This is a genomic window from Ancylobacter tetraedralis (assembly GCF_014195655.1).
Classification (GTDB): Bacteria; Pseudomonadota; Alphaproteobacteria; order Rhizobiales; family Xanthobacteraceae; genus Ancylobacter; species Ancylobacter tetraedralis.
In genome coordinates this window covers 24,013-49,657 of sequence record NZ_JACICD010000002.1, presented here as the reverse complement: position 1 = coordinate 49,657, position 25,645 = coordinate 24,013, and the positions used below count along the sequence as shown (strand labels likewise).

The following is a 25,645-nucleotide window of genomic DNA, read 5'->3' as shown; positions in this document are numbered from 1 at the left end:
CCTTTGTCCTTGACCGCGCTGCCCGTCAGAGCGCTTCGGCACCGGAAATGATTTCGATCAGTTCTTTGGTGATCTGGGCCTGACGTGTGCGGTTGTAGACCAGCGTCTGCTTCTTGATCATGTCACCCGCGTTGCGGGTCGCGTTGTCCATCGCGCTCATGCGGGCGCCCTGTTCGGACGCACCGTTTTCGAGCAGCGCCTTGAAGATCTGCACCGCGAGATTGCGCGGCAGCAGGTCGGCAAGGATCTCCGCCCCTTCGGGCTCGTATTCATACACCGCTGCGGCACCGGCCGCGGGGGCCTTCGCCTCCGGGAAGGTGGCGGGGATCAGCTGCTGCGCGGTCGGGACCTGCGAGATCACCGAATGGAAGCGGCTGAAGAACTGCGTGGCGACATCGAACTCGCCGGCGGCGAGCATCGACGAGATCTTCTCGGCGATGGCCTGCGCGTCGGCGAAGGTCACACCCTTGTTGGCGCGCAGTTCGACCACCTCGACGATCTGCCGCTCGAACTGGCGGCGCAGCGCCTCGTGGCCCTTGCGGCCGACGCAGAAGATCTTGACCGTCTTGCCCTGGCCCTGCAGCGCAAGGGCGCGCTCGCGGGTGAGGCGGACGATCGAGGAGTTGAAGGCGCCGCACAGGCCGCGCTCGGCGGTCAGCACGATCAGCAGATGCGTCTGGTTCTTGCCGGTGCCGGTCAGCAGCAGCGGCGCCTCCGGACCGCCGGCGACCGCGCTGGCAATGTTGCCGAGCACGCTCTCCAGCCGGTCCGCATAGGGCCGCGCCGCTTCCGCCGCCATCTGGGCGCGGCGAAGCTTGGCGGCGGCGACCATCTGCATCGCCTTGGTGATCTTCTGCGTCGCCTTCACCGAAGCGATGCGATTGCGCAGATCCTTAAGGCTGGCCATGTGCCCCGATGCTCCGCTAATGCGCTCAGGCGAACGTCTTCGCGAAGGCGTCGAGCGCCTTGACGAGCTTTTCGGTGGTGTCCTTCGACAGTTCCTTCGACGTGCGGATCGTGTCGAGGATGTCCTGGTGCTTGGCGCGCAGGAACAGCAGCAGACCGTCCTCGAACGCCCGGACCTTGGAGACCGGCAGCGTGTCCAGATAGCCGTTGGTGCCGGCATAGATCACCACCACCTGCTCCTCGACCTTCAGCGGCGCGAACTGCGACTGCTTGAGCAGCTCGGTGAGGCGGGCGCCGCGGTTCAGCAGCTTCTGCGTCGAGGCGTCGAGATCCGAGCCGAACTGGGCGAAGGCGGCCAGCTCGCGATACTGGGCGAGCTCGCCCTTGATCTTGCCGGCAACCTGCTTCATCGCCTTGATCTGCGCCGACGAGCCGACGCGCGACACCGAGAGGCCGACATTCACCGCCGGGCGGATACCCTGGAAGAACAGGTCGGACTCGAGGAAGATCTGGCCGTCGGTGATCGAGATCACGTTGGTCGGGATATAGGCCGAGACGTCGTTCGCCTGGGTCTCGATGACCGGAAGGGCGGTCAGCGAGCCGGCGCCGTTCTCGTCATTGAGCTTGGCGGCGCGCTCGAGCAGGCGCGAGTGGAGATAGAACACGTCGCCGGGATAGGCTTCGCGGCCCGGCGGGCGGCGCAGCAGCAGCGACATCTGGCGGTAGGCGACGGCCTGCTTGGACAGATCGTCATGGATGATGAGCGCGTGCAGGCCGTTGTCACGGAAGAACTCGCCCATCGCGGTGCCGGAGAACGGCGCCAGGAACTGCATCGGGGCGGCGTCCGAGGCGGTGGCGGCGACGACGATGGAATATTCCAGCGCGCCCTGCTCCTCCAGCACCTTCACGAACTGCGCGACGGTCGAACGCTTCTGGCCGATCGCGACATAGACGCAATACAGCTTGGCCTTCTCGTCCGTGCCCTGGTTGATGGGCTTCTGGTTGAGAATGGCGTCGAGCGCGACGGCGGTCTTGCCGGTCTGGCGATCGCCGATGATCAGCTCGCGCTGGCCGCGGCCGATCGGGATCAGGGCGTCGATCGCCTTGAGGCCGGTCTGCATCGGCTCGTGCACCGACTTGCGCGGAATGATGCCCGGCGCCTTCACGTCGACGCGGCGGCGCTCGGTGTATTCGATCGGGCCCTTGCCGTCGATCGGGTTGCCCAGCGCGTCGACGACGCGGCCGAGCAGGCCGCGGCCGACCGGCACGTCCACGATGGCGCCGGTGCGCTTGACGGTCTGGCCTTCCTTGATCTCGCGGTCGGAGCCGAAGATCACGACGCCGACATTGTCGATTTCGAGGTTGAGCGCCATGCCGCGCGTGCCATTCTCGAACTCGACCATTTCGCCCGCCTGGACGTTGTCGAGCCCGTAGACGCGGGCAATGCCGTCACCGACGGAGAGAACCTGGCCGACCTCGGAAACCTCGGCTTCCTGGCCGAAGTTCTTGATCTGCTCCTTGAGGATCGCGGAAATTTCAGCGGCGCGGATATCCATATCAGCGAACCTCTTTCATCGCAGTTCGAATCGAATTGAGCTTGGTCTTGAGCGAGGCATCGACGAGCTTGCTGCCGACCTTGACCTTGAGGCCGCCGAGCAGCGAGGGGTCGACCTCGATGGCGAGCTGAACGTTCTTGCCGGTCAGCGTGTCGAGCGTTTCCTTCAGGGTCGCGGCATGCGCGTCCGAGAGCGGCTGCGCGACCGTGACCTCGGCCACGACCTCGCCCTTCTCGGCGGCGGCCAGGGCCTCGAAGCCGCGGATGATCGACTCGACGGTGAACAGGCGGCGGTTGGCGGCCACGGTCTTGAAGAAGTTGCCGGCCAGGCCGCCGATACCGACCTTGTCCAGAATGGCGGCGATGGCCTTTTCCTGCTCATCGGACGAGAAGACCGGGCTGCGCACGAGGCGCTTGAGGTCGTCGCTCTCGGCGAGCAGGGCGCCGAACCTGTCGAGGTCGGCCTTTACCGCATCGATGACACCCGCGTCTCGCGCGAGCTCGAAAAGAGCCTTCGCGTAGCGTCCTGCCACTCCGGATACGTATGTCTCGGCCACTGTGCCTCTCTCGGGGCTTGTCCGGAACGACACCGACCGCAGGGGCCCGATTCGGTTCCGGACTGGAAGGGTTCAAACGCAAGGCGGGATATGGAGTTTTCTTCACCCGCCCATGAAGTCGGCGGGTTCCCTAACACGGCTCTTGGCATGCTGCAACACAACGACGTGAGGGATCGACCGGGGCAAATGACGTAGCGGCCCCGGAACGGCGGACATCGGCGAGGACGCCGCTGCCGCAAGGCTTTGGGCGGGCTGCGGCGCATTGCTGCACCGGGCCGGCGACGCGGCGGCGTGCCGGGATGTCGCGGGGTGGGCGCGCGCCCTGCGCGGGCATGTCGCGCCGCGTTGTCCTGCTGGCATGCCAGCGCGGCTCATTCGCGCGTCGCCCTCAGCGCGGCGGCGGCGGCGATCGGCCCCAGCACCAGCGCCGCCAGCGACAGGCCGGCGAGGATGCGGAACGGCGTGCCGAACGGCACCGTGCCGCCGAGCGCCGTGCCCGTGGCCGCGACGCCGAAGATCAGCACCGGGATGGTGAGCGGCATGACCAGCACGGCGACCAGCAGCCCGCCGCGGCGGAACGCGCTGGCGAAGGCGGCGCCGATCAGCCCGAGGAAGGTGATGGCCGGTGTTCCCACCAGCAGCGTCAGGGTGAGAGCGCCGATCGAGGCCGGCTGGAGATTGAGCAGCAGCGAGAGGACGGGTGCCGCCACGACCAAAGGCAGTCCGGTGGCGATCCAGTGCGCCAGCCCCTTGGCGGCGGCGATCAGTTCCAGCGGCAGCGCGACCATGGACAGCACGTCGAGCGCGCCGTCCTCGGCATCGGCGGCGAAGAGCCGGTCGAGCCCGATGAGCGAGGCGAGCAAGGCGCCGATCCACAGGATGGCCGGGCCGATGCGGGCGAGCAGGGCGAGGTCCGGGCCGATGGCGAAGGGCGTCACCACCACCACGGCGAGGAAGAACACCACGCCCAGTCCCGCCCCGCCGCCGGCGCGGATGGCGAGCGCGAGATCGCGCGAAAGCAGGGCGAGGAAGGCACGCGTCATCGCGCCATCCTCACGCGGCTACCGGCCGCACCGGCCGATAGCGGTCGAGATCGAGCGTCTCGCCGGGGCCGAAATCGAGCGGGGCATGGGTGGCGGCGACGATCATGCCGCCCTTTGCGACATGCGCGCGGGCCAGCGCCCCGAATCGCGCCTGGGCCGACACGTCGAGCGCCGTGGTCGGCTCGTCGAGCAGCCAGAGCGGACGGGCGCTGACCAGCAGGCGCGCCAGCGCAAGCCGTCGCTTCTGGCCGGCCGAGAGCACGGCGACCGGCAGCCCGCCGAGGCCTCCCAGGCCCACTTCCTCCAGCGCGTCCGTCACGGCGAGCGCGGGACGGCCGAGCACGGCGCGCCAGAAGGCGAGGTTTTCCTGCGCCGTCAGGGCCGCCTTGTGGGCGTCGAGATGGCCGAGATAATGCGCGTTCTCGGCGAAATCATCGGGCTCGGCGACGCCTTCCAGCCGCACCCGGCCGGCGCTCGGCCGGGAGAGGCCCGCCAAAAGTCTTAAGAGCGAGGATTTGCCGGTGCCGTTCGGTCCGGTGACGATGAGCGCGCGGCCGGCCTCCAGCGCGAAATCAAGGCGTTCGAACAGCTGGCGCGCGCCGCGCCGGCAGCCGAGCCGCTCCGCCACGAGCCGCATCTGCAGTCCCCCTTCCGCTACGGGCGCCATCGCGACGCACAAATTTTCGATGCGCCGCGTGAGCCCACTAGGATCGGTGTTTGAAATGGCTCTATATAGAAAACTGAACGATGCGTCCTCGCCTCGGCGCAAGGTCGCGCGAGCTATAGCCCGCAAGGCCGGCTCCCTCCAAGGCCCACGCATCCGTGCCACCTACCAGCGGGGATCAGTCTGCCGTGACGTCGCTCGACAGCTTCAAAAGCCGGAAAAGTCTCACCGTCGGAAACAAGACCTACGTCTATTACAGCCTGCCGGACGCCGAAAGGAACGGCCTGGACGGGGTTTCCGCGCTTCCCTTCTCCATGAAGGTGCTGCTGGAGAACCTGCTGCGCTTCGAGGACGGGCGCTCCGTCACGAAGAACGACATCATCTCCGTCAAGGACTGGCTGATCAGCCGCGGCAAGGATGAGCGCGAGATCGCCTATCGCCCCTCGCGCGTGCTGATGCAGGACTTCACCGGCGTGCCGGCCGTGGTCGACCTCGCCGCGATGCGAGACGCCATGGTCAATCTCGGCGGCGACCCCAAGCGGATCAACCCGCTCGTGCCGGTCGACCTCGTCATCGACCATTCGGTGATCGTCAACTTCTTCGGCAACGCGGCCGCCTTCGGCAAGAATGTCGAGGAAGAATACAAGCAGAACCAGGAGCGCTACCGCTTCCTGAAATGGGGCCAGTCGGCCTTCGACAATTTCCGCGTGGTGCCGCCCGGCACCGGCATCTGCCACCAGGTGAACCTCGAATATCTCGCCCAGACCGTGTGGACCAAGGATGAGGATGGCGTCACCGTCGCCTATCCCGACACCTGCGTCGGCACCGATTCGCATACCACCATGGTCAACGGGCTCGGCGTGCTGGGCTGGGGCGTGGGCGGCATCGAGGCGGAGGCGGCCATGCTCGGCCAGCCGGTCTCCATGCTCATCCCCGAGGTGATCGGCTTCAAGCTCACCGGCGAGCTGAAGGAAGGCATCACCGCCACCGATCTCGTGCTCACCGTCACCCAGATGCTGCGCAAGAAGGGCGTGGTGGGCAAGTTCGTCGAGTTCTTCGGCCCGGGCCTCACGCACCTCTCGCTGGCCGACCGCGCCACCATCGGCAACATGGCGCCGGAATATGGCGCGACCTGCGGCTTCTTCCCGGTCGACAGCGAAACCATCGCCTATCTCGACGAGACCGGCCGCACGGACGAGCGCATCGCGCTGGTGGAGGCCTATTCCAAGGCACAGGGCATGTGGCGCCATGAGGGCACCGCCGACCCGGTATTCACCGACGTGCTGGAACTCGATCTCACCAGCGTGCTGCCCTCGCTGGCCGGCCCTAAGCGCCCGCAGGACCGCGTGCTGCTCTCGGGCACCAAGGAAGGCTTCCGCGCCGCGCTGGAAGGCGAGTTCAAGAAGCCGGGCGAAGCCGCCAAGCGCGTTCCGGTGGAAGGCACCGACTACACGCTCGGCCATGGCGACGTGACGATCGCCGCCATCACCTCCTGCACCAACACCTCGAACCCGAGCGTGCTGATCGCCGCCGGCCTGCTGGCGCGCAACGCGGTGGCCAAGGGGCTGACCTCCAAGCCGTGGGTCAAGACCTCGCTGGCGCCGGGCTCCCAGGTGGTCGAAGGCTATCTCAACGCCGCCGGCCTGCAGAAGGACCTCGACGCGCTCGGCTTCAACCTGGTCGGCTTCGGCTGCACCACCTGCATCGGCAATTCGGGCCCGCTGCCCGAGCCGATTTCGGAAGCCATCAACAAGAACGACCTCGTGGCCGGCGCCGTGATCTCCGGCAACCGCAATTTCGAAGGCCGCGTGAACCCGGACGTGAAGGCGAACTATCTCGCCTCGCCCCCGCTCGTGGTGGCCTATGCCATCGCCGGCTCGCTGCAGGTCGACCTCACCACCGAGCCGCTCGGCACGGGCACGGATGGCCAGCCGGTGTTCCTCAAGGACATCTGGCCGACCAACCAGGAGATCGCGACCTTCATCCGCGAGAACGTCACCAAGAAGATGTTCCAGGAGAAGTATTCCGACGTCTTCAAGGGCGACGAGAACTGGCAGAAGATCGCCATCCCGCTGGGCGAGACCTATGCCTGGGACGATCGCTCCACCTATGTGCAGAACCCGCCCTATTTCGAGGGCATGCGCATGGAGCCGGAGCCGGTGACGGACATCCTCAAGGCGCGGGTGATGGGCCTGTTCCTCGACTCGATCACCACCGACCACATCTCGCCCGCCGGCTCGATCAAGGAAGCCAGCCCCGCCGGCCATTATCTGCGCGACCATCAGGTCCGCCCGGCCGACTTCAACCAGTACGGCACGCGGCGCGGCAACCATCAGGTGATGATGCGCGGCACCTTCGCCAATATCCGCATCAAGAACCAGATGCTGGGCGGCAAGGAAGGCGGTTTCACCAAGCATTGGCCGGACGGCACCGAAATGCCGATCTACGACGCCGCCATGCTCTACAAGAGCGAAGGCGTCCCGACCGTGGTGTTCGCCGGCAAGGAATACGGCACCGGCTCCTCGCGCGACTGGGCGGCCAAGGGCACCAAGCTGCTCGGAATCCGCGCCGTCATCGCCCAGAGCTTCGAGCGCATCCACCGCTCCAACCTGGTCGGCATGGGCATCGTGCCGCTGGTGTTCCAGAACGAGGACTCGTGGCAGTCGCTCGGCATCAAGGGCGACGAGATCGTCACCCTGAAGGGCATCGAGGGTGACCTCAAGCCGCGCCAGACGCTGGTCGCCGAGGTGGAATTCAGCGATGGCACGGTGAAGCACGTGCCACTCACCTGCCGCATCGATACGCTGGACGAGCTGGATTATTTCCGCAACGGCGGCATCCTCGCCTACGTGCTGCGCAACCTCGCGGCTTGACCCCAACCGACCGGGCCGGCGCGCGGGATGACCCCGCCCGCCGGCCCGATTGTGTCGGCGCCGCATCACCCTTCCGTGCGGCGGCGACACCCGAATGTGACTGGTACGCCCGCGCCCGCCGTCCTATTGCCTAGCCGCCGGCCTCCGAGCCCGCGCTAACGGACGATCCGCACGAATGCTCGCGTCATACCCCGCCACGCCCCGCACCCTGCCCGCGCCCTCGCGCGCCGCGTGGCCTGACGGGACGGGGGCGGGCCGGGCGTTGCGCGCCTTTTTCGCTCTTGCCGGGGCGAGTCTCGCGGGCCTCCTCGCCCTGCAGGGCCCCGCCGCGGCGGAGGAGGCCGGGGTGAAGCCGGTGCCCTCGCCACGGGCGGTGATCGAGTTGTTCACCAGCCAGGGCTGCTCGTCCTGCCCGCCGGCGGACCGGCTGGTGGGAGAACTGGGGCAGCAGCCGGACGTGATGACGCTGACGCTGGCGGTCGATTACTGGGATTATCTCGGCTGGAAGGACACGCTCGCCAAGCACGGCCATTCGCTGCGCCAGAAGGCCTATGCCAAGCTGCGCGGCGACGGGCAGATGTTCACGCCGCAGGCGGTGGTGAATGGCAGCTTCATGACGGTGGGTTCCGACCGCGCCGCGCTGGAGCGGGCCATTGCCGGCGACCAGCGGCTTCCCGTGCCGGTGGAGATCGACACGCGCGACGGGCGCGTCACCGTTCGCGTGGGCGCCAGCCCGCCCGGCACCGGGTCGGGCGAAGTGTGGCTCTGCCCGGTGGCCAGTTCCATGACGGTCGATATCGGCCGCGGCGAGAACGAGGGCACCAAGATCACCTACCACAATGTGGTGCGCGGCTGGACCAAGCTCGGCGACTGGACCGGCGGCGAGGCACGCTTCGACACCGTGCTGCGCCCGCAGCCGGGTTTCAACGCCGATGCCGTCGCGGTGCTGGTGCAGTCGGGCAATGCCAGCGAGCCGGGCCGCATCGTCGGCGCCGCGCTGCAGCCGCTGCGCTGACCGCGCCGGAAGCTCGGGCCGGCATTTCCCTCACCGATTTCTCGTCACGCGAAGCGTCGCCCGGACGGGTGCGGCGGCTGCCGGATCCCCGGCCCAAATCGCTGCCATTTGCCGACAAAGAAAAAGGGCCGGCGAAACAGCCGACCCTCAAGGGTAATTTGGGGATTGAACCTAGATCATAACGCCAGGCCGGCCCACATGACGCCGCGGGGGGCTGGGGGGCTGGGAAACCGATGCGCTCTGCGAACCGGCCCGACGCTATGACGTGAAGATGCTGTGGCCGCTGGGCAACGCAACGGCCAAAATCGGGCGAGCATGTGTTTTCGGTTGACGAGGGCGTGAACGGCGCGGCGCGCCTCGCGCAGCGGCACGTGCCGGGCGGGCGATCCCGCAGCGGGCGCCAGAAAGGCGCTTGATGCCGGCCGCACGCGGGAGGATCATGACGCTTCCATGAAGCCCCATTTCACCCAATTCCTACCCCCAACCAGCAGGATCCGAGCGGGAGGACGCGCATGGCGGAAACCGATCCCATAGTCCTGCCGGTCGGCTCGCGCGTCGGTCCCGTCACGTTCGACCGACGCGAGCTCGACCGGATCCTCGATCTTTACGGGCGCATGGTGGCGCTGGGCGAATGGCGCGACTATGCCATCGACTTCACGCGCGATCGCGCCGTCTTCTCCATCTTCCGCCGCGCGGCCGAGGTCCCGATCTACCGGATCGAGAAGGATCCCCGGCTGGCGCGCCGGCAGGGCGCCTACACGGTGGTGTCGCAGACCGGCCTCATCCTGAAGCGCGGCCACGAGCTTGCGCGCGTGCTCGCGGTGTTGGAAAAACCGCTGCGCGCGGTCAATTGACCGGCGCCCGCCTCGATCCGCTGGAGACCGACATGCGCAGCCTGACCGTCGCCGCCACCCAGATGCGGTGCGACTGGGACATTCCCGGCAATCTGGACCGCGCCGAGGCGCTGGTGCGGGCAGCGGCCGATCGCGGCGCCGGGCTGATCCTGCTGCAGGAACTGTTCGAGACCCCCTATTTCTGCCAGGACCAGCGGCATGAGTTTCTCGAACTGGCCATGCCGTTCGAAGGCAACCGGCTGATCGCCCGCTTCGCCGCGCTGGCCCGTGAACTGGGCGTGGTGCTGCCCGTCAGCTTCTTCGAGCGCGCGGGGCCGGCGGCGTTCAACTCCATCGCCATCATCGACGCGGATGGCGAGGTGCTCGGCCTCTACCGCAAGAGCCACATTCCCGACGGGCCGGGCTATACCGAGAAATTCTACTTCTCCCCCGGAGATACCGGCTTTCGCGTGTGGGACACCACGGTCGGGCGCATCGGCGTCGGCATCTGCTGGGACCAGTGGTTTCCCGAATGCGCGCGCACCATGGCGCTGCTTGGCGCGGAAGTGCTGCTCTATCCCACCGCCATCGGCTCCGAGCCGCAGGATCCCGCGCTCGATTCCGCCGGCCACTGGCAGCGCGTGATGCAGGGCCATGCCGGGGCGAACCTCATGCCGCTCATCGCCTCCAACCGCACCGGCACCGAGCCGGGCCGCGCCGGCACCGCCATCACCTTCTACGGCTCCTCCTTCATCGCCGGGCCGACCGGCGAGAAGGTGGTCGAGGCGGGGCGCGACGAGGAGGGTATCCTCACCGCCACCTTCGATCTCGACGCCATCGCCCACCAGCGCCGCAGCTGGGGCCTGTTCCGCGACCGGCGGCCCGAGCTCTATGGCCCGCTGCTCTCCCTCGACGGCCGCGCGCCGACCCGTCCCCTTCGTTGAAAGCTGCGCTGAAAGTCCCTCATGGCCCCGACGCTGACGAGCCTGCCCGCCGCTGACGGTTTCCGCATGCCGGCCGAGTGGGAGCCGCATGCCGGCACCTGGATGATCTGGCCGGAGCGGCCGGACAACTGGCGCGAGGGCGCGGTGCCGGCGCAGGAGGCTTTCGCCCGCGTGGCGGCGGCGATCGCCCGGTTCGAGCCGTTGACCATGCTGGTCTCCGCCCGGCAATGGCGCAATGCGCGGGCGATGCTGCCGCCGGCCGTGCGCCTCGTCGAGGCCACGTCCGATGATTCCTGGTGCCGCGACAGCGGCGCCAGCTTCCTCACCGATGCGGGGGGCCGGCTGCGCGGCGTCGACTGGGGGTTCAATGCCTGGGGCGGGCTCTACACGCCCTTCGACCAGGACGAACTGATCGCCGCCAAGATGCTGGAGGTGGAGCGCGCGCCGCGCTACGCCGCCCCGCTCGTGCTGGAGGGCGGCTCGATCCATGTCGATGGCGAGGGCACGGTGCTCACGACAGAGGAATGCCTGCTTAATCCCAATCGCAATCCGGGCCTGTCGCGCGCGGATATCGAGCGGCATCTGAAGGACTATCTCAACGTCTCGACCGTCATCTGGCTGGGCGCGGGCCTGGTCGACGACGAGACCTCCGGCCATATCGACAACCTCGCCTGCTTCGTGCGGCCCGGCGTGGTGGCGCTCACCTGGTGCGAGGATCCGCTCGATCCGCAATACCCGATCTCGCGCGACGCCTTCGAGCGGCTCTCCGTGGCGCGCGATGCGCGCGGGCGGGCGCTGGAGATCGTCAAGCTGCCGCTGCCCGGCCCGCTGTTCCGCAGTGCCGCCGAGGCGATCGACATCGGCTCGCTGCCCGGCTCCATGTCGCGTGGATTTGGCGAGCGGCTGGGCGCCTCCTACGCCAATTTCTACATCGGCAACGGGTTCATCCTGATGCCGCTGCTGGATCCCCGGCACGACGAGGCGGCGCGCGACATCCTCGCCCGGCTGTTCCCGCCGCGGGAAATTGTCGGCGTGCCCACACACGAGATCATCCTGGGCGGTGGAAACATCCACTGCATCACCCAGCAGCAGCCGGTGGGCGTGCCGGGCTGAGGGGCGTCAGCCTTTCACCAGCCCGAGGCGGATCAGGCTCTCGGCGCTGGCGAGGATGGCTTCCTCGGCGGGGCGCGGGGTCCAGCCGAGGAGGCGCCGTGCCTTGGCGCTGCTGGCATTGCGGACGATGCCGAGCTGCGGCACGGCGGCGCGCGCCATCGGCATGGCGAGCGCGGCGAGGCGCACCAGCGGGTCCGGCAGCTCGAATCGCGGTACCCGCGCGGCCTCGTGGCCGAGATGGGCGCGCAGGCACTGCGCCACCTGCTGCATCGACAGGCAATCGCCGGCCGTGGCGAGGAAGCGCTCGCCCGCGGCGGCCGGATTGGTCATCGCCTTCAGGTGCAGTTCGGCGACATCGCGCACATCGACGACGCCGAAATAAAGTCGCGGGCAGGCCGGGATCGCCCCGTCGAGCATCGCCTTGATCAGCGAGACCGAGGTGGAAAGGTCCGGTCCCAGCGCCGGGCCGAACACCCCGACCGGGTTCACGGTGACCAGTTCCATCGTCCCGCCGGCATGGGCGATGAAGTCCCACGCGGCGCGCTCCGCCAGCGTCTTCGATTTCATGTAGGGCTGGACGTCGCGGCCTTCCGGGCGGGTCCAGTCCCGTTCGTCGAAATAGGTCTTCCGCCGGTCCTGCCCGTAGCCGATGGCGGCGAAGGAGGAGGTGACGACCACCCGGCGCACCCCGGCGTCGCGCGCCGCCCGCAGCACGCGGAGCGTGCCATCGACGGCGGGACGGATCAATTCGTCCGGGTTGGTCGGCACGCCGGCGGGGAAGGGCGAGGCGACATGCAGCACATGATCCATGCCCGCACTCGCCTCCGCCCACCCGGCATCGCGCTCCAGATCGGCAATGGCGAACGTCAGCCGGTCGCCCGGCTCGGTGCCGGCCGCCGCGAGGAGCGCGTGCAGCGCCCCCGCACGCGCACGATCGCGCAGGCTGGCGCGCACCGTGTGGCCGGCGGCGAGCAGCACCCGGATGACGTGAGCGGCAATGAAGCCCGTTCCGCCCGTGACCAGCACCCGTGCCATCGGCCCTCCCCTGATCCGCGACGCGTGTGCACTGGCGCCTTGGGGGAAGGTGGGCATCGCGATGGCGCGCGACAAGTCACGGTGGAACACGTCATGGCGCGAGCTCGGGGTGAAGGGCGTGCGGCGCCGGCCGTCATCGCTTCGTCATGGATCCGTCGTAGGCGCGGACCGTGCCCGGCGGAAGATGGCTGGCCGGGCCGCGCAAGGATGAGCCCGTGCCGCGACTGACGGCAAGCCGTCTCACCAAGAGCTTCGACGGCGCGACGGCGGTCGATGCGGTGAGCTTTTCCATTCCCGACGGCGCCTTTCTCGCGCTGCTTGGCCCCTCCGGCTGCGGCAAGACCACGCTGCTGCGCATGATTGCCGGTCTGGAGGTGCCCGACGCGGGCACGCTCGCCTTCGATGGGACGATTGTTGCCGGGCCGGGTGTGCTGCTGCCGCCGGAGGCGCGCCGGCTGGGCATGGTGTTCCAGTCCTACGCGCTGTGGCCGAACATGAGCGTGCGCGGCAATATCGAATTCGGCCTGAAAGTGCAGAAGCTCTCCGCCGAGGCGCGCCGCCGCCGCATCGCCGAGGTGCTGGAGGTGGTGGGGCTGACCGGGCTGGAGGCCCGCCGGCCGCATGAGCTTTCCGGTGGCCAGCGCCAGCGGGTGGCGCTGGCCCGCTCGCTCGCCATGCGTCCCGGCCTCATCCTGCTGGACGAGCCGCTGGCCAATCTCGACGCGCATCTGCGCGAGACGATGCTCGCGGAATTTCGCCGAATCCATTCCGCCAGCGGGGCAACCTTCGTCTTTGTCACCCATGACCAGGAGGAGGCGATGGCGGTCGCCACCCATGTGGCGGTGATGAGCCGGGGCCGGCTGGAGCAGGTGGGCACGCCGGAAGAGCTTTACCGGCGCCCGGCAAGCGAGATGGTCGCGCGATTCATCGGCCGCGGCCGGACCCTGGCGGTGGAGGTGCTGGCCTCGGGCGAGGGGCGCTGCCGCATCAACCTGGCCGGCACGGTGCTCGCCTTTGAGGGAAGCGCGCCGGTGGGCCCCGGCTGGCTCTGCTTGCATGCCTCGGATCTTGCCGCGAGGGGCGAGGGCGGGCATCTGCGCGGGCGCGTGCTCAACCAGATCTTCCAGCACGGCGCCTTCATGACCCAGCTGGTGCCGATCGGCATTGATGTGGAGACAATCAGCCTCGCCTTGCCGGAAAGAGTGGCGCCCGGCGCGCTGGTCGAGATCGCTCTGCGCGGGGGCTGGGTCATCGCGCGCGATGCCGCGCCCTCCGCCGGCCTTGCCGCGCGCTACCTGCACGCCTGAAGGGCCGCCGCCCCGGCGCCTGTCATCAGCGCGTCACGCAAGGGTAGTCGATGCGCGGGGGTAGTCGATGCGCAGCGTCGTCGATCCCCGGCGGCGTTTCCTGCAACGCCTGGGGTCGGGAATTCCCAGCCCTGTCGTTCCTGCACGCCCCGCTTATGAGGCCAGCGATCCGATGTCCGTCTTCCCCGCCTGCTTCGTCCGCTCCCTGTTCACGGCCGCGCTTCTCGGCGGAGCCGCCATCTCCGGCGGTGCCGCCCCGGCGACCGCCGAGACGATCACCGTCTACACCTCGCAGCCGCAGGATCAGATGGCGGCGGTGATCAAGGCGTTCAACCAGGACCATCCCGACATCAAGGTCGAGCTGTTCCGCTCCGGCACCACCGAGGTGATGGCCAAGCTGCAGGCCGAACAGGCCGCCGGCAAGAGCCCGGCTGATGTGGTGCTGATCGCCGACACCGTGGCCATGACGCAGCTGAAGAATGACGGCCGGCTGCTTCCGCTCACCGACATTCCCACGACCGGCATCGCCCCGGCCGTGATCGACCCGGACAAGACCTATGTCGGCACCAAGCTGATCACCACGGGCATCGTCTACAATACCAAGCTGGTGACGACCCCGCCGACCTCCTGGGCGGACCTGCTGGCGCCCGAGGTGGCGAAAAGCCTCATCCTGCCGAGCCCGCTCTATTCCGGCGCGGCGGTTATCCATGTGGGCACGATGGTGCAGCAGCCCGCCTTTGGCTGGTCCTACTTCAAGACCCTGGCCGAGCGCGGCGCCGTTGCCGGCCAGGGCAACGGCACGGTGATCGAGGCGGTGGCGCGCGGCGAGAAGGCCTATGGCATCATCATCGAATACATGGCGCTGAACGCGCGGGCGAAGGGTTCGCCGGTCGATTTCGTGTTCCCGAAGGAAGGCGTGAGCATCATCACCCAGCCAGTGGCGGTGCTGAAGGATTCGGACGCGCCGGAGGCCGCCAGGACCTTCGTGCGCTGGCAGCTTTCCCGCCCCGCGCAGCAGCAGGGCGCGGCGCAGGGCTATTTCCCGGTTCTGGAGGGCGTGGCCCCGCCTGCCGGCTATCCCGACCCGGCGACGCTCAAGGTGCTGCCTGCCGACAGTGCCGCCATGCTGAAGGACGACAAGACGACCAAGGAGACCTTCGCCGACCTGTTCGGCGGCTGAGGCCATTGCAGGGGAAACCGGCGTGGCATTGGCGACGACCGGCGGCGGCCTGGGAGGCAGCCTGGGAGGCGGCGAGCGCGTGCTCGCCGGCCTCACCGCCGCCTATGTGCTGTTCACCACCTTCTGGCCGCTGGCGGAACTGTTTTCCGCCGCGCTGGCGCCGGGCGAGGACGGCACGGTTCTCGGCGTGATGCGCGAGACGCTGGCGAGCCGCGCCACCGGCCGGGCCTTGTGGGGCTCGCTCGCCACGTCCGGCCTCTCGGTGCTTATTTCGGCCGGGCTCGGCATCGCGCTCGCCTTCGCGGTGAGCCTGTTCCGGCTGCGCAGCCGGGCGATCCTCACCTTTCTCATCCTGATGCCGCTGATCGTGCCGTCGCAGACGATGGCGCTGGCATGGATCGAACTGTTCGGCGCCGGCTCGCCGCTGCTCGCCCCGCTTGGTCTCGCCCCGGCGGCCGGGACGACCAATCCGCTCTACTCGGCCGGCGGCATCGCGCTGGTCATGGGTGTCGAGCACATGCCGCTGGTGTTCATCGCCACCCGGGCGGCCCTGCGGACACTGCCGGCCGATCTCATCGAGGCGGCGCGCATTCTCGGTATCCCCCCGCACCGCATCGGCGCCGGCATCATCCTGCCGGTCATCCTGCCCTCGGCGGTGGCGGGCGGGCTGCTCGCCTTCACCGCGGCGATCGGCAATTTCGGCGTGCCGGCGCTGCTCGGCATACCGGGGCGGGTTTCGGTGCTCACCACGCTGATCTACCAGCGGCTCAACGGCTTCGGCCCGGCGGCGGCCGGACAGGTTGCGGTGCTCGCCATGCTGATGACCGCCATCGCGGCGGGCGCGCTCATCCTGCGCGGTCTGGTGCTGGCGCGGCTCGCCGTGCCGCTGCCGGCCGGCCGGCCGTTCGAGCCGACCCGCCGGGCGCCGCTGGTGGAGACCGTCCTCTGGCTCGTCGTGCTCGCCATCTCCATCGCCCCGCTCGTCGCCCTCGTGATGACCGCGCTGCTGCCGGCGATCGGCGTTCCCTTCGGGCTGGAGAGGGTGAGCCTCGATCCGTTTTCGCGCGTGCTCGCCAATGACGCTGTGCGCCGTGCCTTCGCCAATTCGCTGTTCCTCGCGGTCGGCTGCGCGCTGGTGTCGGTCATCGTCGCGGTGCCCTTCGCCTATCTCACGCGCCACCACCGCACCCTTCTGGTGCGGGCGATCGACGTTGCGGTGGAAGCGCCCTGGGTCGTGCCGGGCACGGTGGTGGCGCTGGGGATGATCCTCGCCTTCCTGCCGCCGCTACCGCTGGTGGGCATCTCGCTCTACGGCACGATGGCGATCCTGATGGTGGCCTATCTCGCGCGCTTCCTGCCGCTGGTGCTGCGGCCGGTGACGGCGGCGGCGGCGGCGATCGATCCTGCGCTGGATGAGGCCGGCCGCATTGTCGGCGCCGGGCTCCTGCGCCGGCTCGGTGTCCTCTTCCTGCCCGGCGTGCTCCCGGCGGCGGTGGCGGGCGCGATCCTCGTGGTGATGACGGCGGTCAACGAACTCACCCTCTCGGCGCTGCTCTGGTCGTCGGGGCACGAGACCATCGGCGTCATGGTGTTCGCCCTGCAATATGAGGGCAGTTCGACCGCGGCGGCGGCGGTGGCGGTGCTGTCGGCGGCGATGGTATTCGCGATCTGCGCGCTGGCCACCCTGCTCGCGCGCTGGCTGCCGCAAGGCATGCTGCCCTGGCGGGACTAGGCCAATGGACCTGCCGGCGATCGATTCGGCTCACCCCTTCAGCGTCGCCAGCAAGGCATCGCCGATGCGGCTGCTACCGCGCCGGCGGTGGCGCAGCACATGGAAATGCCGTTCGGGCAGCGGGAACGGCACATGCCGCAGCAGCCCCGCCTCGAGGCTGGTGGCGGCGACCGAGGCGGAGAGCGCGGTGGCGCCGAGACCGGCCTCGACGGCGGCGCGCACCGCCTCGTTGGAGGGAAGCGCGAGGGCGACCCGCAGATCGCCCATCGAGAGTCCGTGCCCGGACAGCGCCTGCTCGAAGGCCGAGCGCGTGCCCGAGCCCGGTTCGCGCAGCACCCAATCGCTCTCGACGAGACGTTCCGGGGCGAGGGCCGGCGCGCCCGCCCAGGGATGATCCGGCCCGACCAGCAGCACCAGCTGGTCGCGCGCCACCGGGCGGCTGGCAAGAAGCTCGCTCTCGACGATACCTTCGACGAAGCCGAGCTCCACCGCGCCGCTCTCGACGGCTTCCGCGACCTGCGCGGTGTTGCCGACGCTGAGCTGGATCTCGATGCCGGGATGGGCGCGGTGGAACGCCACGAGGTGGCGCGGCAGCCAATAGGAGGCGATGGTCTGGCTGGCATGGACGGCCAGCGTGCCGCGCTCCAGCGTGCCGAACGCGCTCAGGGCCCGCTCGGCATGAGCCACCTCGGCGAGGATGGCGCGGGCATCGACCAGCAGCGCGCGCCCGGCCTCGGTCAGCTCCACCCGCCGGCCGACGCGCTCGAACAGGCGGGTATCGTGGCGCATCTCCAGCGCGGCGATGGCATGGCTGGCCGCCGACTGGGCGAGATTGAGCGCCCGCGCCGCCTGCGTGACATGCTGGCGTTCGGCGACGGCAATGAAGATGCGCAACTGTTCCAGGGTCATCAGGATCTCATGAACGATCTATATATTAGATCATATTGAGACATATCATCTATTGGAGTGATCGTCAGCGAGGGCCTAGCTTCCGCCGTCGATCCCACGGATCGACCGTGGTGACCCGGCGCGGACCCGGTGCGAGGAGGTATCGTCATGGCCTATGCTCCCACTCCCGTTGAACCGGCGGCCGTTGCCGGGATGAAGTCGCTCACCGGCATCGTGCGCAACTTCACGCCCAACTGGTTCACCGTGACCATGGGAACGGGCGCGCTGGCGCTGGTGCTGAACCAGCTTCCCATCGAAGTGCCCGGACTGCATGCCGTGGCGTGCGGGCTGTGGATGCTGAATATCGGCCTGTTCGCCGGCTTCAGCCTGCTCTACCTCGCGCGCTGGGTGCTGTTTCCCGTCGAGGCGGCGCGGATCTTCGACCATCCCGTCATGTCGATGTTCTTCGGCGCCATCCCGATGGGTCTGGCGACCATCGTCAACGGCTTCCTCGCCTTCGGCCCGTCGCTGATCGGGCCGCAGGCGGTGGCGATCGCCCATGGCCTGTGGTGGTGCGATGCCGCGCTCGCGGTGGCCTGCGGGCTGGCGATCCCCTACCTCATGTTCACCCGGCAGGAGCACAGCATCGAGACGATGACGGCGGTCTGGCTGCTGCCGGTCGTCGCCTGCGAGGTCGCCGCCGCCAGCGCCGGGCTGCTGGCGCCGCATCTGCCGGCTACGGAGGGCTTCCTCGTCCTCGTGCTCGGCTACGTGCTGTGGGCCTGTTCGGTTCCCCTCGCCATGAGCCTACTGGTGCTGCTGGTGCTGCGTCTTGTGCTGCACAAGCTGCCGCCCCGCGACATGGGCGCTTCCGCCTGGCTGGCGCTCGGGCCGATCGGCACCGGTGCGCTGGGGCTGCTGCTGCTGGGGGACGACGCGCCGTCCATCTTCGCCGCGAACGGGCTGGCCAGCGTCGGCGAGGTGGCGCGCGGGCTCGGCATCATCGGCGGCATCCTGTTCTGGGGCTATGGCGCCTGGTGGCTGGCCCTCGCGGTGCTGAAGACGCAGCGCTATCTGCGCGAAGGGCTGCCGTTCAATCTTGGCTGGTGGGGCTTCACCTTCCCGCTGGCGGTCTACACGCTGGCGACACTCGCCCTGGGGCGGATGACCGGGCTGGGCCTGTTCGCCATGAGCGGCATCGGGCTCGCCGTCTGCCTCAGCGCGTTCTGGGTCATCGTCGCCGCCCGCACGCTGCATGGTGCCTGGATGACGACGCTATTCGTCGCGCCGTGCCTGAAGGGACCGAACAGGGCCGCCCGTTTCGAGGCCGATGCGGTGTGAGGGCGGGGCTATCCGGGCGAGTTCCGCTTCGCGGAACGAAAGCGGCCTGAAACACCGAGAGCCCCGGCGGTGAACGCAGGGTTCATCGCCGGGGCTCTCGTGTCGTGTGCCGAATGCCGTGTGTCGCGCGGGCGGCGCGCGCCCGTCACTCGGCCGGGGCGCTGGCGGCGATGTCGGAGACGTCTTCCGGCAGCTTGCCGCCAAGCGCGGCTTCCAGCTGAACCGGGTCGAGCTCGCCTTCCCAGCGGGCGACGACGACCGTGGCGACGGCATTGCCGATGAAGTTGGTGACGGCGCGGCATTCGGACATGAAGCGATCAATGCCGAGGATCAGCGCCATGCCGGCCACCGGGACGGCGGGAACCACCGAGAGCGTCGCCGCCAGCGTGATGAAGCCGGCGCCGGTGATGCCGGCCGCGCCCTTGGAACTGAGCATCGCCACCAGCAGCAGCAGGACTTGATCGGCCAGCGACAGGTGGATGTCCATGGCCTGCGCGATGAACAGCGAGGCCAGCGTCATGTAGATATTGGTACCGTCGAGATTGAACGAGTAGCCGGTGGGAACCACCAGGCCCACCACCGAGCGCTTGCAGCCGGCGGCTTCCAGCTTCTCCATCAGGCTCGGCAGCGCCGCTTCCGAGGAAGACGTGCCGATCACCAGCAGGATCTCTTCCTTGATGTAGCGGATCAGCGCGAAGATCGAGAAGCCGTTATAGCGGCAGACCGCGCCCAGCACGCCGAGGATGAATACCGCCGCCGTGAGGTAGAAGGTGGCGATCAGCATGGCGAGATTGGCTACCGAGCCGATGCCGTATTTGCCGATGGTGAAGGCCATCGCGCCGAAGGCGCCGATCGGGGCCGCCTTCATCAGGATGGCGACCAGCTTGAAGATGGGCGCGGAGAGCGCCTGCATGAAGTCCAGAACCGGCTGCGCGCGCTCGCCGACAATGGAGAGCGAGAGGCCGAACAGCACCGAGAAGAACAGCACCTGCAGGATGTCGCCCGAGGCGAAGGCGCCGACAATGGTGTCGGGAATGATGTTCTGCAGGAAGCCGATGATGCTCGTCTCATGCGCCTTGGTGGCATAGGTCTGCACCGCCTTGGCGTCGAGGCTGGCGGGATCGATATGCAGCCCGGTGCCGGGCTGGACGACATTGCCGATGACGAGGCCGACGATGAGCGCCAGGGTGGAGAAGGTGAGGAAGTAGATCATCGCCTTGCCGGCGACGCGCCCGACCTTCTTCATGTCGCTCATGCCGGCAATGCCGGTGGCGACGGTGAGGAAGATCACCGGCGCGATGATCATCTTCACCAGCTTGATGAAGGCATCGCCCAGCGGCTTCAGCGAGGCGCCGAAATCCGGCCAGTAATGGCCGATCAGGATGCCCGCGGCGATTGCCACCAGCACCTGGACATAGAGCTGCTGGTAGAATTTCTTGGGGCGAACGGGCACGCCCGTCACGGGCGCGGTAATCGTGGCCATGGCTTTCCTCCGAGGGACTGGTCGGCTTGTTTGTCTTGGCAAGATCGCGCCAGCGCTTTCGCAAGCCTCGTGCCATGGCGTGTGAAGGGCAATAAGTCATTGAAAAAACAGGAGTTACGCGGAGTGGCAATCCGATGTCATCGTTCGATCGTGCGGAATTTCGCACAAAAAATCGTTGCCTCATGCGAAATTCCGCGCAATATGAGCCATGGCTTTTGCGAGTTCCCCAGCCGAGACGCGTGCCCCCGACCGGGCCGGGCGGCGCCTCTGGCTGGCCTTCGCGCTGGTCTCGGTGCTGGCGACCGTCGCGGCCTTCGTGGTGGCCGCCGATCTCGGCCGCAGCCACGCCATCGCCTCGGTGCGGGCGGCCGGGGATAGCGCCTCCACCCTGGCCATTGCCGTGCTGCGGGGGGAACTGGAGAAGCAGCGCGCCCTGCCGCTGATCCTCGTGCGCGATCCCGATGTCGAGGCCGCGCTCGACGGGGCCGATACGCATGAGCTCGATGCCAAGCTGGAGGATATCGCCCGCGAGACCCGCACGGCGGTGATCTATCTGCTCGATCGGTCCGGCCGGGCGATCGCCGCCAGCAACTGGCGCGAGCCGACCAGCTTCATCGGCACTGACTATGCCTTCCGCGACTATTACCGCGAGGCGATGGCCCGCGGCAGCGCCGAGCAGTTCGCGCTGGGCACGGTCAGCAATCGGCCGGGGCTCTACATCACCCGGCGCGTCGACGGGCCGGAGGGAGAGCCGGGCGGGGCGCTGGGCGTCATCGTCGTCAAGGTCGAGTTCGACCGGGTGGAGGATGACTGGCGCGCGCTTGGCGGGCAGACCCTTGTCACCGACCGGCGCGGCGTGGTCCTGCTCTCCACCGTGCCCGCCTGGCGCTTCCATGTGGAAGAGCCGCTGGCGCCCGCCGCGGCCGCCGAGATGCGCCGCACGCTGCAATTCGGCGACGCGCCGCTGCAGCCTCTGCCCTTCACGCGTGACGGCGACATGGTCACGTCCAGCGGTGCCGCGGCGGGGCGCTATCTCGTGACGCGCACCGGCGTGCCGACGACGGACTGGCAGCTGGATCTGCTGCTGCCGGTCGAGCGCGCCATTCGCAGCGAGCGCGGCGACCTGCAGGCCATCGCCGCGCTGGCGCTCATGCCTGCCATCGCGCTCGCCGGTTTCCTGCTGCGCCGGCGCCGGCAGGCGGCCGCGCAGCGCCGGGCGGATGCACGCATCAAGGCCGAGCTCGAACGGCGCGTCGAGGAGCGCACCGCCGCGCTGGCCGGGGCCAATGCCCGGCTGATCGAGGAGATCGCCGAGCGCGGGCGGGCGCAGGAGCGCCTGTCCGATGCGCGCGAGGAACTGGGCAAGGCCAACCGGCTGGCGACGCTCGGGCAGGTCACGGCCGGCGTCGCCCATGAGATCAACCAGCCGCTCGCCGCCATCCGCACCTATGCCGAAAATGCCCGCGCCCTGCTGAAGCGCCGCGATGAGGGCGCCACCGACCTGGCGCTCGACAAGGTGGTTTCGCTCACCGAGCGGATCGGCCTCATCACCGAGACGCTGCGCGGCTTCGCCCGCCGTGGCGACGGGGCGCTGGAGCCGGTGAGCGTGGCCGACGCGGTGGCCGGCGCGCTGATGATCCTCGACGCGCCGCTGCGCCAGGCCGGGCTGACCCTTGCCGTGGAACCGGTGCCGCCGGGGCTGAAGGTGATGGCGCGCCGGGTTGAACTGGAACAGGTGCTGGTCAACCTCATGCGTAACGCCATCGAGGCGCTGGGCACCGCGCCGCCCGCCACGGAGGGCCCGCCGCTGAGCCTTTGCATCGACGCCGGCGCGGATAGCGTCACCCTCACCGTGGCCGATCGCGGGCCGGGCATGACGGCGGCGGAGGTCGCGGCGCTGTTTACCCCGTTCCGCTCCTCCAAGCCCAAGGGCCTCGGCCTTGGGCTCGTCATCTGCCACGACATCGTCGGCCGCTTCGGCGGTACCCTGAGCCCCGCCTGCCGCCCGGGCGAGGGCTGCGCCTTCACCATCGTCCTGAAGAGGGCTCCATGACCGCGCGCACGCCCGGTGCCACGACCGCCGACCTCGCGGCTCTGGAGGTCGCCTTCGTCGACGACGACGCCGACCTCCGGGACGCCAATGTGCAGGCGCTGCAACTGGCCGGCTTCCGGGCGACGCCCTATGGCGGAGGGGCGGCGCTGCTGGAGCGGATCGGCCCGGATTTTCCCGGCATCGTCGTCACCGATGTGCGCATGCCGGGCATGGACGGGATCGAGCTGTTCCGCCGCCTGAAGGCGATCGACGCCGATATTCCGGTCGTGCTGATCTCCGGCCATGCCGACGTCGCCATGGCGGTGGAGGCGATGAGCGAGGGCGCCTATGACTTCCTCGCCAAGCCCTATGCCGGTGCCCGCCTCATCGAGACGCTGCGCCGGGCCAGCGAGAAGCGCGCCCTCATCCTGGAGAACCGCCGGCTGCGCGCCATGGCCGGCGGCGCGGAGGAGGAGAGCGCGCTGATCGGCGTGACGCCGGCCATGGTGCGGCTGCGCCAGACCATCCGCGACCTCGCCGATATCGATGTCGACGTGCTGGTGCTCGGCGAGACCGGCAGCGGCAAGGATGTGGTGGCGAGCCTTCTGCACACGCTCAGCCGGCGCCGGGCCAAGCCCTTCGTGGCGCTCAATTGCGGCGCGTTGCCCGACAGCGTCATCGAGAGCGAATTGTTCGGCTACGAGCCCGGCGCCTTCACCGGGGCGCAGAAGAAGCGGGTGGGGCGCATCGAGTATTCCAGCGGCGGCACGCTGTTTCTCGACGAACTGGAGAGCATGCCGCTGAGCGCGCAGGTCAAGCTGCTGCGGGTGCTGGAGACGCGGGAGATCGCCCCGCTCGGCTCGAACGACCTGCGGCGGGTCGATCTGCGCGTGGTCGCCGCCACCAAGATCGATCTCGGCGATCCGGCCGGGCGGGGCGATTTCCGCCAGGACCTGTATTACCGGCTGAACGTGGTGACGCTGCGCATCCCTCCGCTGCGCGAGCGCCGGCGCGACATCCCGCTGCTGTTCACCCATTTCCTCGCCCGCGCGGCGCAGAAATATGGCCGTTCGCCCCCCCGGCTCGACCGTGCGGTGGAGCGCCATCTGGTGGAGAACGACTGGAGCGGCAATGTGCGCGAGCTGCTGCACTTTGCCGAGCGGGTGGCGCTGGGCCTGTCCGAGCCGGCGCCGACCGGCGCCATGGCGGCGAACGGTGTGCCCGCCAGCCTGCCGGAGCGGCTCGGCACGATCGAGGCCAATCTCATCCGCGAGGCGCTGGAAGCCCATGACGGGGATGTGCGCGCCACGGTGCAGGCGCTCGGCATTCCCCGCAAGACCTTCTACGACAAGCTCGCGCGCTACGGCATCGAGCGGGCCGCCTATGAGCGGGGGAAGTAGCCGCCGGAGGGGGCATCCCGGCCCCTCCGGCGCTGTCCTCTCAGGTCACAGCCGCTCGACCAGCTCCGGCACCGCCTGGAACAGGTCGCCGACCAGACCGTAATCGGCCACCGCGAAGATCGGCGCGTCCTCGTCCTTGTTGATGGCGACGATGAGCTTGGAGTCCTTCATGCCGGCCAGATGCTGGATGGCGCCGGAAATGCCCACCGCGACATAGAGCGCGGGCGCCACCACCTTGCCGGTCTGGCCGACCTGGCGGTCATTCGGGGCGTAGCCGGCATCCACCGCCGCGCGCGAGGCGCCGACCGCGGCGCCCAGCTTGTCGGCTAGCTGCTCGATGAGCGCGAAGTTCTCCTTCGAGCCGACGCCGCGCCCGCCGGAGACCACCACGCCCGCGGAGGAGAGTTCCGGCCGGTCGGCGACGCTGAGCCGGTCCTCCACCCAGTGCGACGCGGCGGAGGCGGCGGGGGCCACCTCGATCGCCTCGATGGGGGCGCTGCCGCCGCGCGGGGCGGGGGCGAAGGCGGCGGTGCGGATGGTGGCGACCTTGATGGGATCGGCCGAGCGCACGGTCTGGATCGCGTTGCCGGCATAGATCGGCCGTTCGAACGTCTCCGCATCGAGGATACCGATGACATCCGACAGGATCATCACGTCGAGCCGGCCGGCGACACGCGGCAGGATGTTCTTCAGGCCGGCGGTGGCCGGCCCGATCACATGGGTGTAGCGCCCGGCGAGCCCGGCGATCAGCTCCGCCATCGGCTCGGCGAGCTGGCGGCCCAGCACGGCGTGGTCGGCGACGAGCACGCGGGCGACGCCGGCGAGCCCGGCGGCCTCGTTCGCGGCGGTGCTCACGCCCTCGCCCGCGACGAGGATATCGACCGCGCCGAGCCTGGCGGCGGCGGCGAGCGCCTTGGCGGTGGCGTCGGCCTCAAGGCGGGTGCCGTTGATCTCGGCGATGAGAAGAACCGTCATGGTCAGAGCACTCCCGCTTCGTCCTTGAGCTTCGCCACCAGCTCGGCGACCGAGCCGACCTTGACCCCGCCCTTGCGGGCCGGCGGCTCGACGGTCGTCACCACGGTGAGCCGGGGCGCGATGTCGAGGCCGAACTCGCCCGCCGGCCGGATGGCGAGCGGCTTCTTCTTCGCCTTCATGATGTTGGGCAGCGAGGCATAGCGCGGCTCGTTGAGCCTGAGGTCCACCGATATCACCGCCGGCAGGGCGACGCCGATGACCTGCAGGCCGCCATCGACCTCTCGCGTCACCTGCGCCGCGCCTCCCTCGAGGCGGATCTCGCTGGCGAAGGTCGCCTGCGGCCAGTCGAGGATGGCCGCCAGCATCTGGCCGGTGGCGTTCATGTCGTTGTCGATCGCCTGTTTGCCGCACAGCACGAGGCCGGCCTCTTCCTCCCGCGCGACGGCGGCGATGAGCTTGGCGACCGCCAGCGGCTCGATATCCGCACCCGGCGCGGTCTCGATGAGGATGGCGCGATCCGCGCCCATGGCGAGCGCGGTGCGCAGAGTCTCCTGCGACGCGGCGGCGCCGATCGACAGCGCGATCACTTCCGAGGCCGCGCCCTTCTCCTTCAGGCGGATCGCTTCCTCGAGCGCGATCTCGTCGAACGGGTTCATCGACATCTTCACATTGGCGAGCTCGACCCCGCTGCCGTCGGGGCGGACGCGGATCTTCACGTTGTAGTCGACCACGCGCTTGACGGGCACGAGTATCTTCATGGCCGGACAAT

Annotated in this window: 21 protein-coding genes; 11 read left to right on the top strand and 10 right to left on the bottom strand. The window is 69.0% G+C overall.

Going from position 1 to position 25,645, the window contains the following annotated elements; genetic code table 11:
- Positions 1-25 precede the first annotated feature (25 nt).
- The 5 genes from FHS55_RS05500 to ccmA all read right to left on the bottom strand — a co-directional run bounded on the left by FHS55_RS05500 (position 26) and on the right by ccmA (position 4,698).
- A complete protein-coding gene (locus FHS55_RS05500) occupies positions 26-907 on the bottom strand; it encodes a F0F1 ATP synthase subunit gamma (RefSeq protein ID WP_183188714.1) in 882 nt (293 codons plus the stop codon).
- 25 nt (positions 908-932) lie between these two features.
- Entirely contained in the window at positions 933-2,462 is a 1,530-nt protein-coding gene (atpA, locus tag FHS55_RS05495; protein WP_183188713.1) for a F0F1 ATP synthase subunit alpha, read from the bottom strand.
- Between the two features lies 1 nt (position 2,463).
- Complete coding sequence (locus FHS55_RS05490) at positions 2,464-3,018, bottom strand: F0F1 ATP synthase subunit delta (RefSeq protein ID WP_183188712.1); 555 nt, start codon at positions 3,016-3,018, stop codon at positions 2,464-2,466.
- A gap of 371 nt (positions 3,019-3,389) precedes the next feature.
- Positions 3,390-4,061: a heme exporter protein CcmB gene (gene ccmB / locus FHS55_RS05485; protein ID WP_183188711.1), complete on the bottom strand. Its 672-nt coding sequence runs from the start codon at positions 4,059-4,061 to the stop codon at positions 3,390-3,392.
- 10 nt (positions 4,062-4,071) lie between these two features.
- A complete protein-coding gene (ccmA, locus tag FHS55_RS05480; protein WP_183188710.1) occupies positions 4,072-4,698 on the bottom strand; it encodes a heme ABC exporter ATP-binding protein CcmA in 627 nt (208 codons plus the stop codon).
- 215 nt (positions 4,699-4,913) lie between these two features.
- On the opposite strand from ccmA, the gene acnA reads away from it, so the two are divergent.
- From acnA to aguA, 5 genes are all read left to right on the top strand, one after another.
- Complete coding sequence (gene acnA, locus FHS55_RS05475; protein WP_183188709.1) at positions 4,914-7,598, top strand: aconitate hydratase AcnA; 2,685 nt, start codon at positions 4,914-4,916, stop codon at positions 7,596-7,598.
- 175 nt (positions 7,599-7,773) lie between these two features.
- Positions 7,774-8,613, top strand: a complete 840-nt coding sequence (locus FHS55_RS05470) for a DUF1223 domain-containing protein (protein ID WP_183188708.1) — start codon at positions 7,774-7,776, stop codon at positions 8,611-8,613.
- A 512-nt stretch (positions 8,614-9,125) separates the two neighbouring features.
- The gene (locus FHS55_RS05465) at positions 9,126-9,467 is read left to right on the top strand and encodes a DUF2794 domain-containing protein (protein WP_183188707.1); all 342 of its coding nucleotides are present in this window, start codon (positions 9,126-9,128) and stop codon (positions 9,465-9,467) included.
- Between the two features lie 32 nt (positions 9,468-9,499).
- Entirely contained in the window at positions 9,500-10,390 is an 891-nt protein-coding gene (gene aguB / locus FHS55_RS05460; protein ID WP_183188706.1) for an N-carbamoylputrescine amidase, read from the top strand.
- A gap of 21 nt (positions 10,391-10,411) precedes the next feature.
- Complete coding sequence (gene aguA / locus FHS55_RS05455; protein ID WP_183188705.1) at positions 10,412-11,503, top strand: agmatine deiminase; 1,092 nt, start codon at positions 10,412-10,414, stop codon at positions 11,501-11,503.
- Positions 11,504-11,509: 6 nt separating this feature from the next.
- Here aguA and FHS55_RS05450 read toward each other — a convergent pair whose 3' ends face one another.
- A complete protein-coding gene (locus FHS55_RS05450) occupies positions 11,510-12,538 on the bottom strand; it encodes an SDR family oxidoreductase (RefSeq protein WP_183188704.1) in 1,029 nt (342 codons plus the stop codon).
- A 215-nt stretch (positions 12,539-12,753) separates the two neighbouring features.
- On the opposite strand from FHS55_RS05450, the gene FHS55_RS05445 reads away from it, so the two are divergent.
- The 3 genes from FHS55_RS05445 to FHS55_RS05435 all read left to right on the top strand — a co-directional run bounded on the left by FHS55_RS05445 (position 12,754) and on the right by FHS55_RS05435 (position 16,757).
- Positions 12,754-13,845, top strand: a complete 1,092-nt coding sequence (locus FHS55_RS05445; RefSeq protein WP_183188703.1) for an ATP-binding cassette domain-containing protein — start codon at positions 12,754-12,756, stop codon at positions 13,843-13,845.
- 172 nt (positions 13,846-14,017) lie between these two features.
- Positions 14,018-15,025: an ABC transporter substrate-binding protein gene (locus FHS55_RS05440; RefSeq protein WP_183188702.1), complete on the top strand. Its 1,008-nt coding sequence runs from the start codon at positions 14,018-14,020 to the stop codon at positions 15,023-15,025.
- Between the two features lie 22 nt (positions 15,026-15,047).
- Positions 15,048-16,757 (top strand): ABC transporter permease subunit, encoded by a 1,710-nt coding sequence (locus tag FHS55_RS05435; RefSeq protein ID WP_183188701.1) that lies wholly within the window; start codon positions 15,048-15,050, stop codon positions 16,755-16,757.
- A 30-nt stretch (positions 16,758-16,787) separates the two neighbouring features.
- On the opposite strand, the gene FHS55_RS05430 is transcribed toward FHS55_RS05435, so the two are convergent.
- Positions 16,788-17,666: a LysR family transcriptional regulator gene (locus FHS55_RS05430; RefSeq protein WP_183188700.1), complete on the bottom strand. Its 879-nt coding sequence runs from the start codon at positions 17,664-17,666 to the stop codon at positions 16,788-16,790.
- Between the two features lie 147 nt (positions 17,667-17,813).
- Between FHS55_RS05430 and FHS55_RS05425 the strand changes: the two genes are divergently transcribed.
- On the top strand, positions 17,814-18,986 hold the full coding sequence (locus FHS55_RS05425) for a TDT family transporter (protein WP_183188699.1): 1,173 nt from the start codon (positions 17,814-17,816) through the stop codon (positions 18,984-18,986).
- Positions 18,987-19,131: 145 nt separating this feature from the next.
- Here the strand turns inward: FHS55_RS05425 and FHS55_RS05420 are convergent, their stop codons facing one another.
- Positions 19,132-20,469: a dicarboxylate/amino acid:cation symporter gene (locus tag FHS55_RS05420; protein ID WP_183188698.1), complete on the bottom strand. Its 1,338-nt coding sequence runs from the start codon at positions 20,467-20,469 to the stop codon at positions 19,132-19,134.
- 208 nt (positions 20,470-20,677) lie between these two features.
- On the opposite strand from FHS55_RS05420, the gene FHS55_RS05415 reads away from it, so the two are divergent.
- Positions 20,678-22,522, top strand: a complete 1,845-nt coding sequence (locus FHS55_RS05415; RefSeq protein WP_183188697.1) for a sensor histidine kinase — start codon at positions 20,678-20,680, stop codon at positions 22,520-22,522.
- Complete coding sequence (locus FHS55_RS05410; protein ID WP_183188696.1) at positions 22,519-23,901, top strand: sigma-54-dependent transcriptional regulator; 1,383 nt, start codon at positions 22,519-22,521, stop codon at positions 23,899-23,901. The genes FHS55_RS05415 and FHS55_RS05410 overlap by 4 nt, the downstream gene beginning before the upstream one ends.
- 45 nt (positions 23,902-23,946) lie before the next feature.
- Here FHS55_RS05410 and FHS55_RS05405 read toward each other — a convergent pair whose 3' ends face one another.
- Together FHS55_RS05405 and FHS55_RS05400 are read right to left on the bottom strand one after the other, a co-directional pair.
- Positions 23,947-24,876, bottom strand: coding sequence for an electron transfer flavoprotein subunit alpha/FixB family protein (locus FHS55_RS05405; protein ID WP_183188695.1), 930 nt, complete (start codon positions 24,874-24,876; stop codon positions 23,947-23,949).
- Positions 24,877-24,878: 2 nt separating this feature from the next.
- Positions 24,879-25,634, bottom strand: a complete 756-nt coding sequence (locus tag FHS55_RS05400) for an electron transfer flavoprotein subunit beta/FixA family protein (RefSeq protein WP_183188694.1) — start codon at positions 25,632-25,634, stop codon at positions 24,879-24,881.
- Between the last annotated feature and the right edge of the window lie 11 nt (positions 25,635-25,645).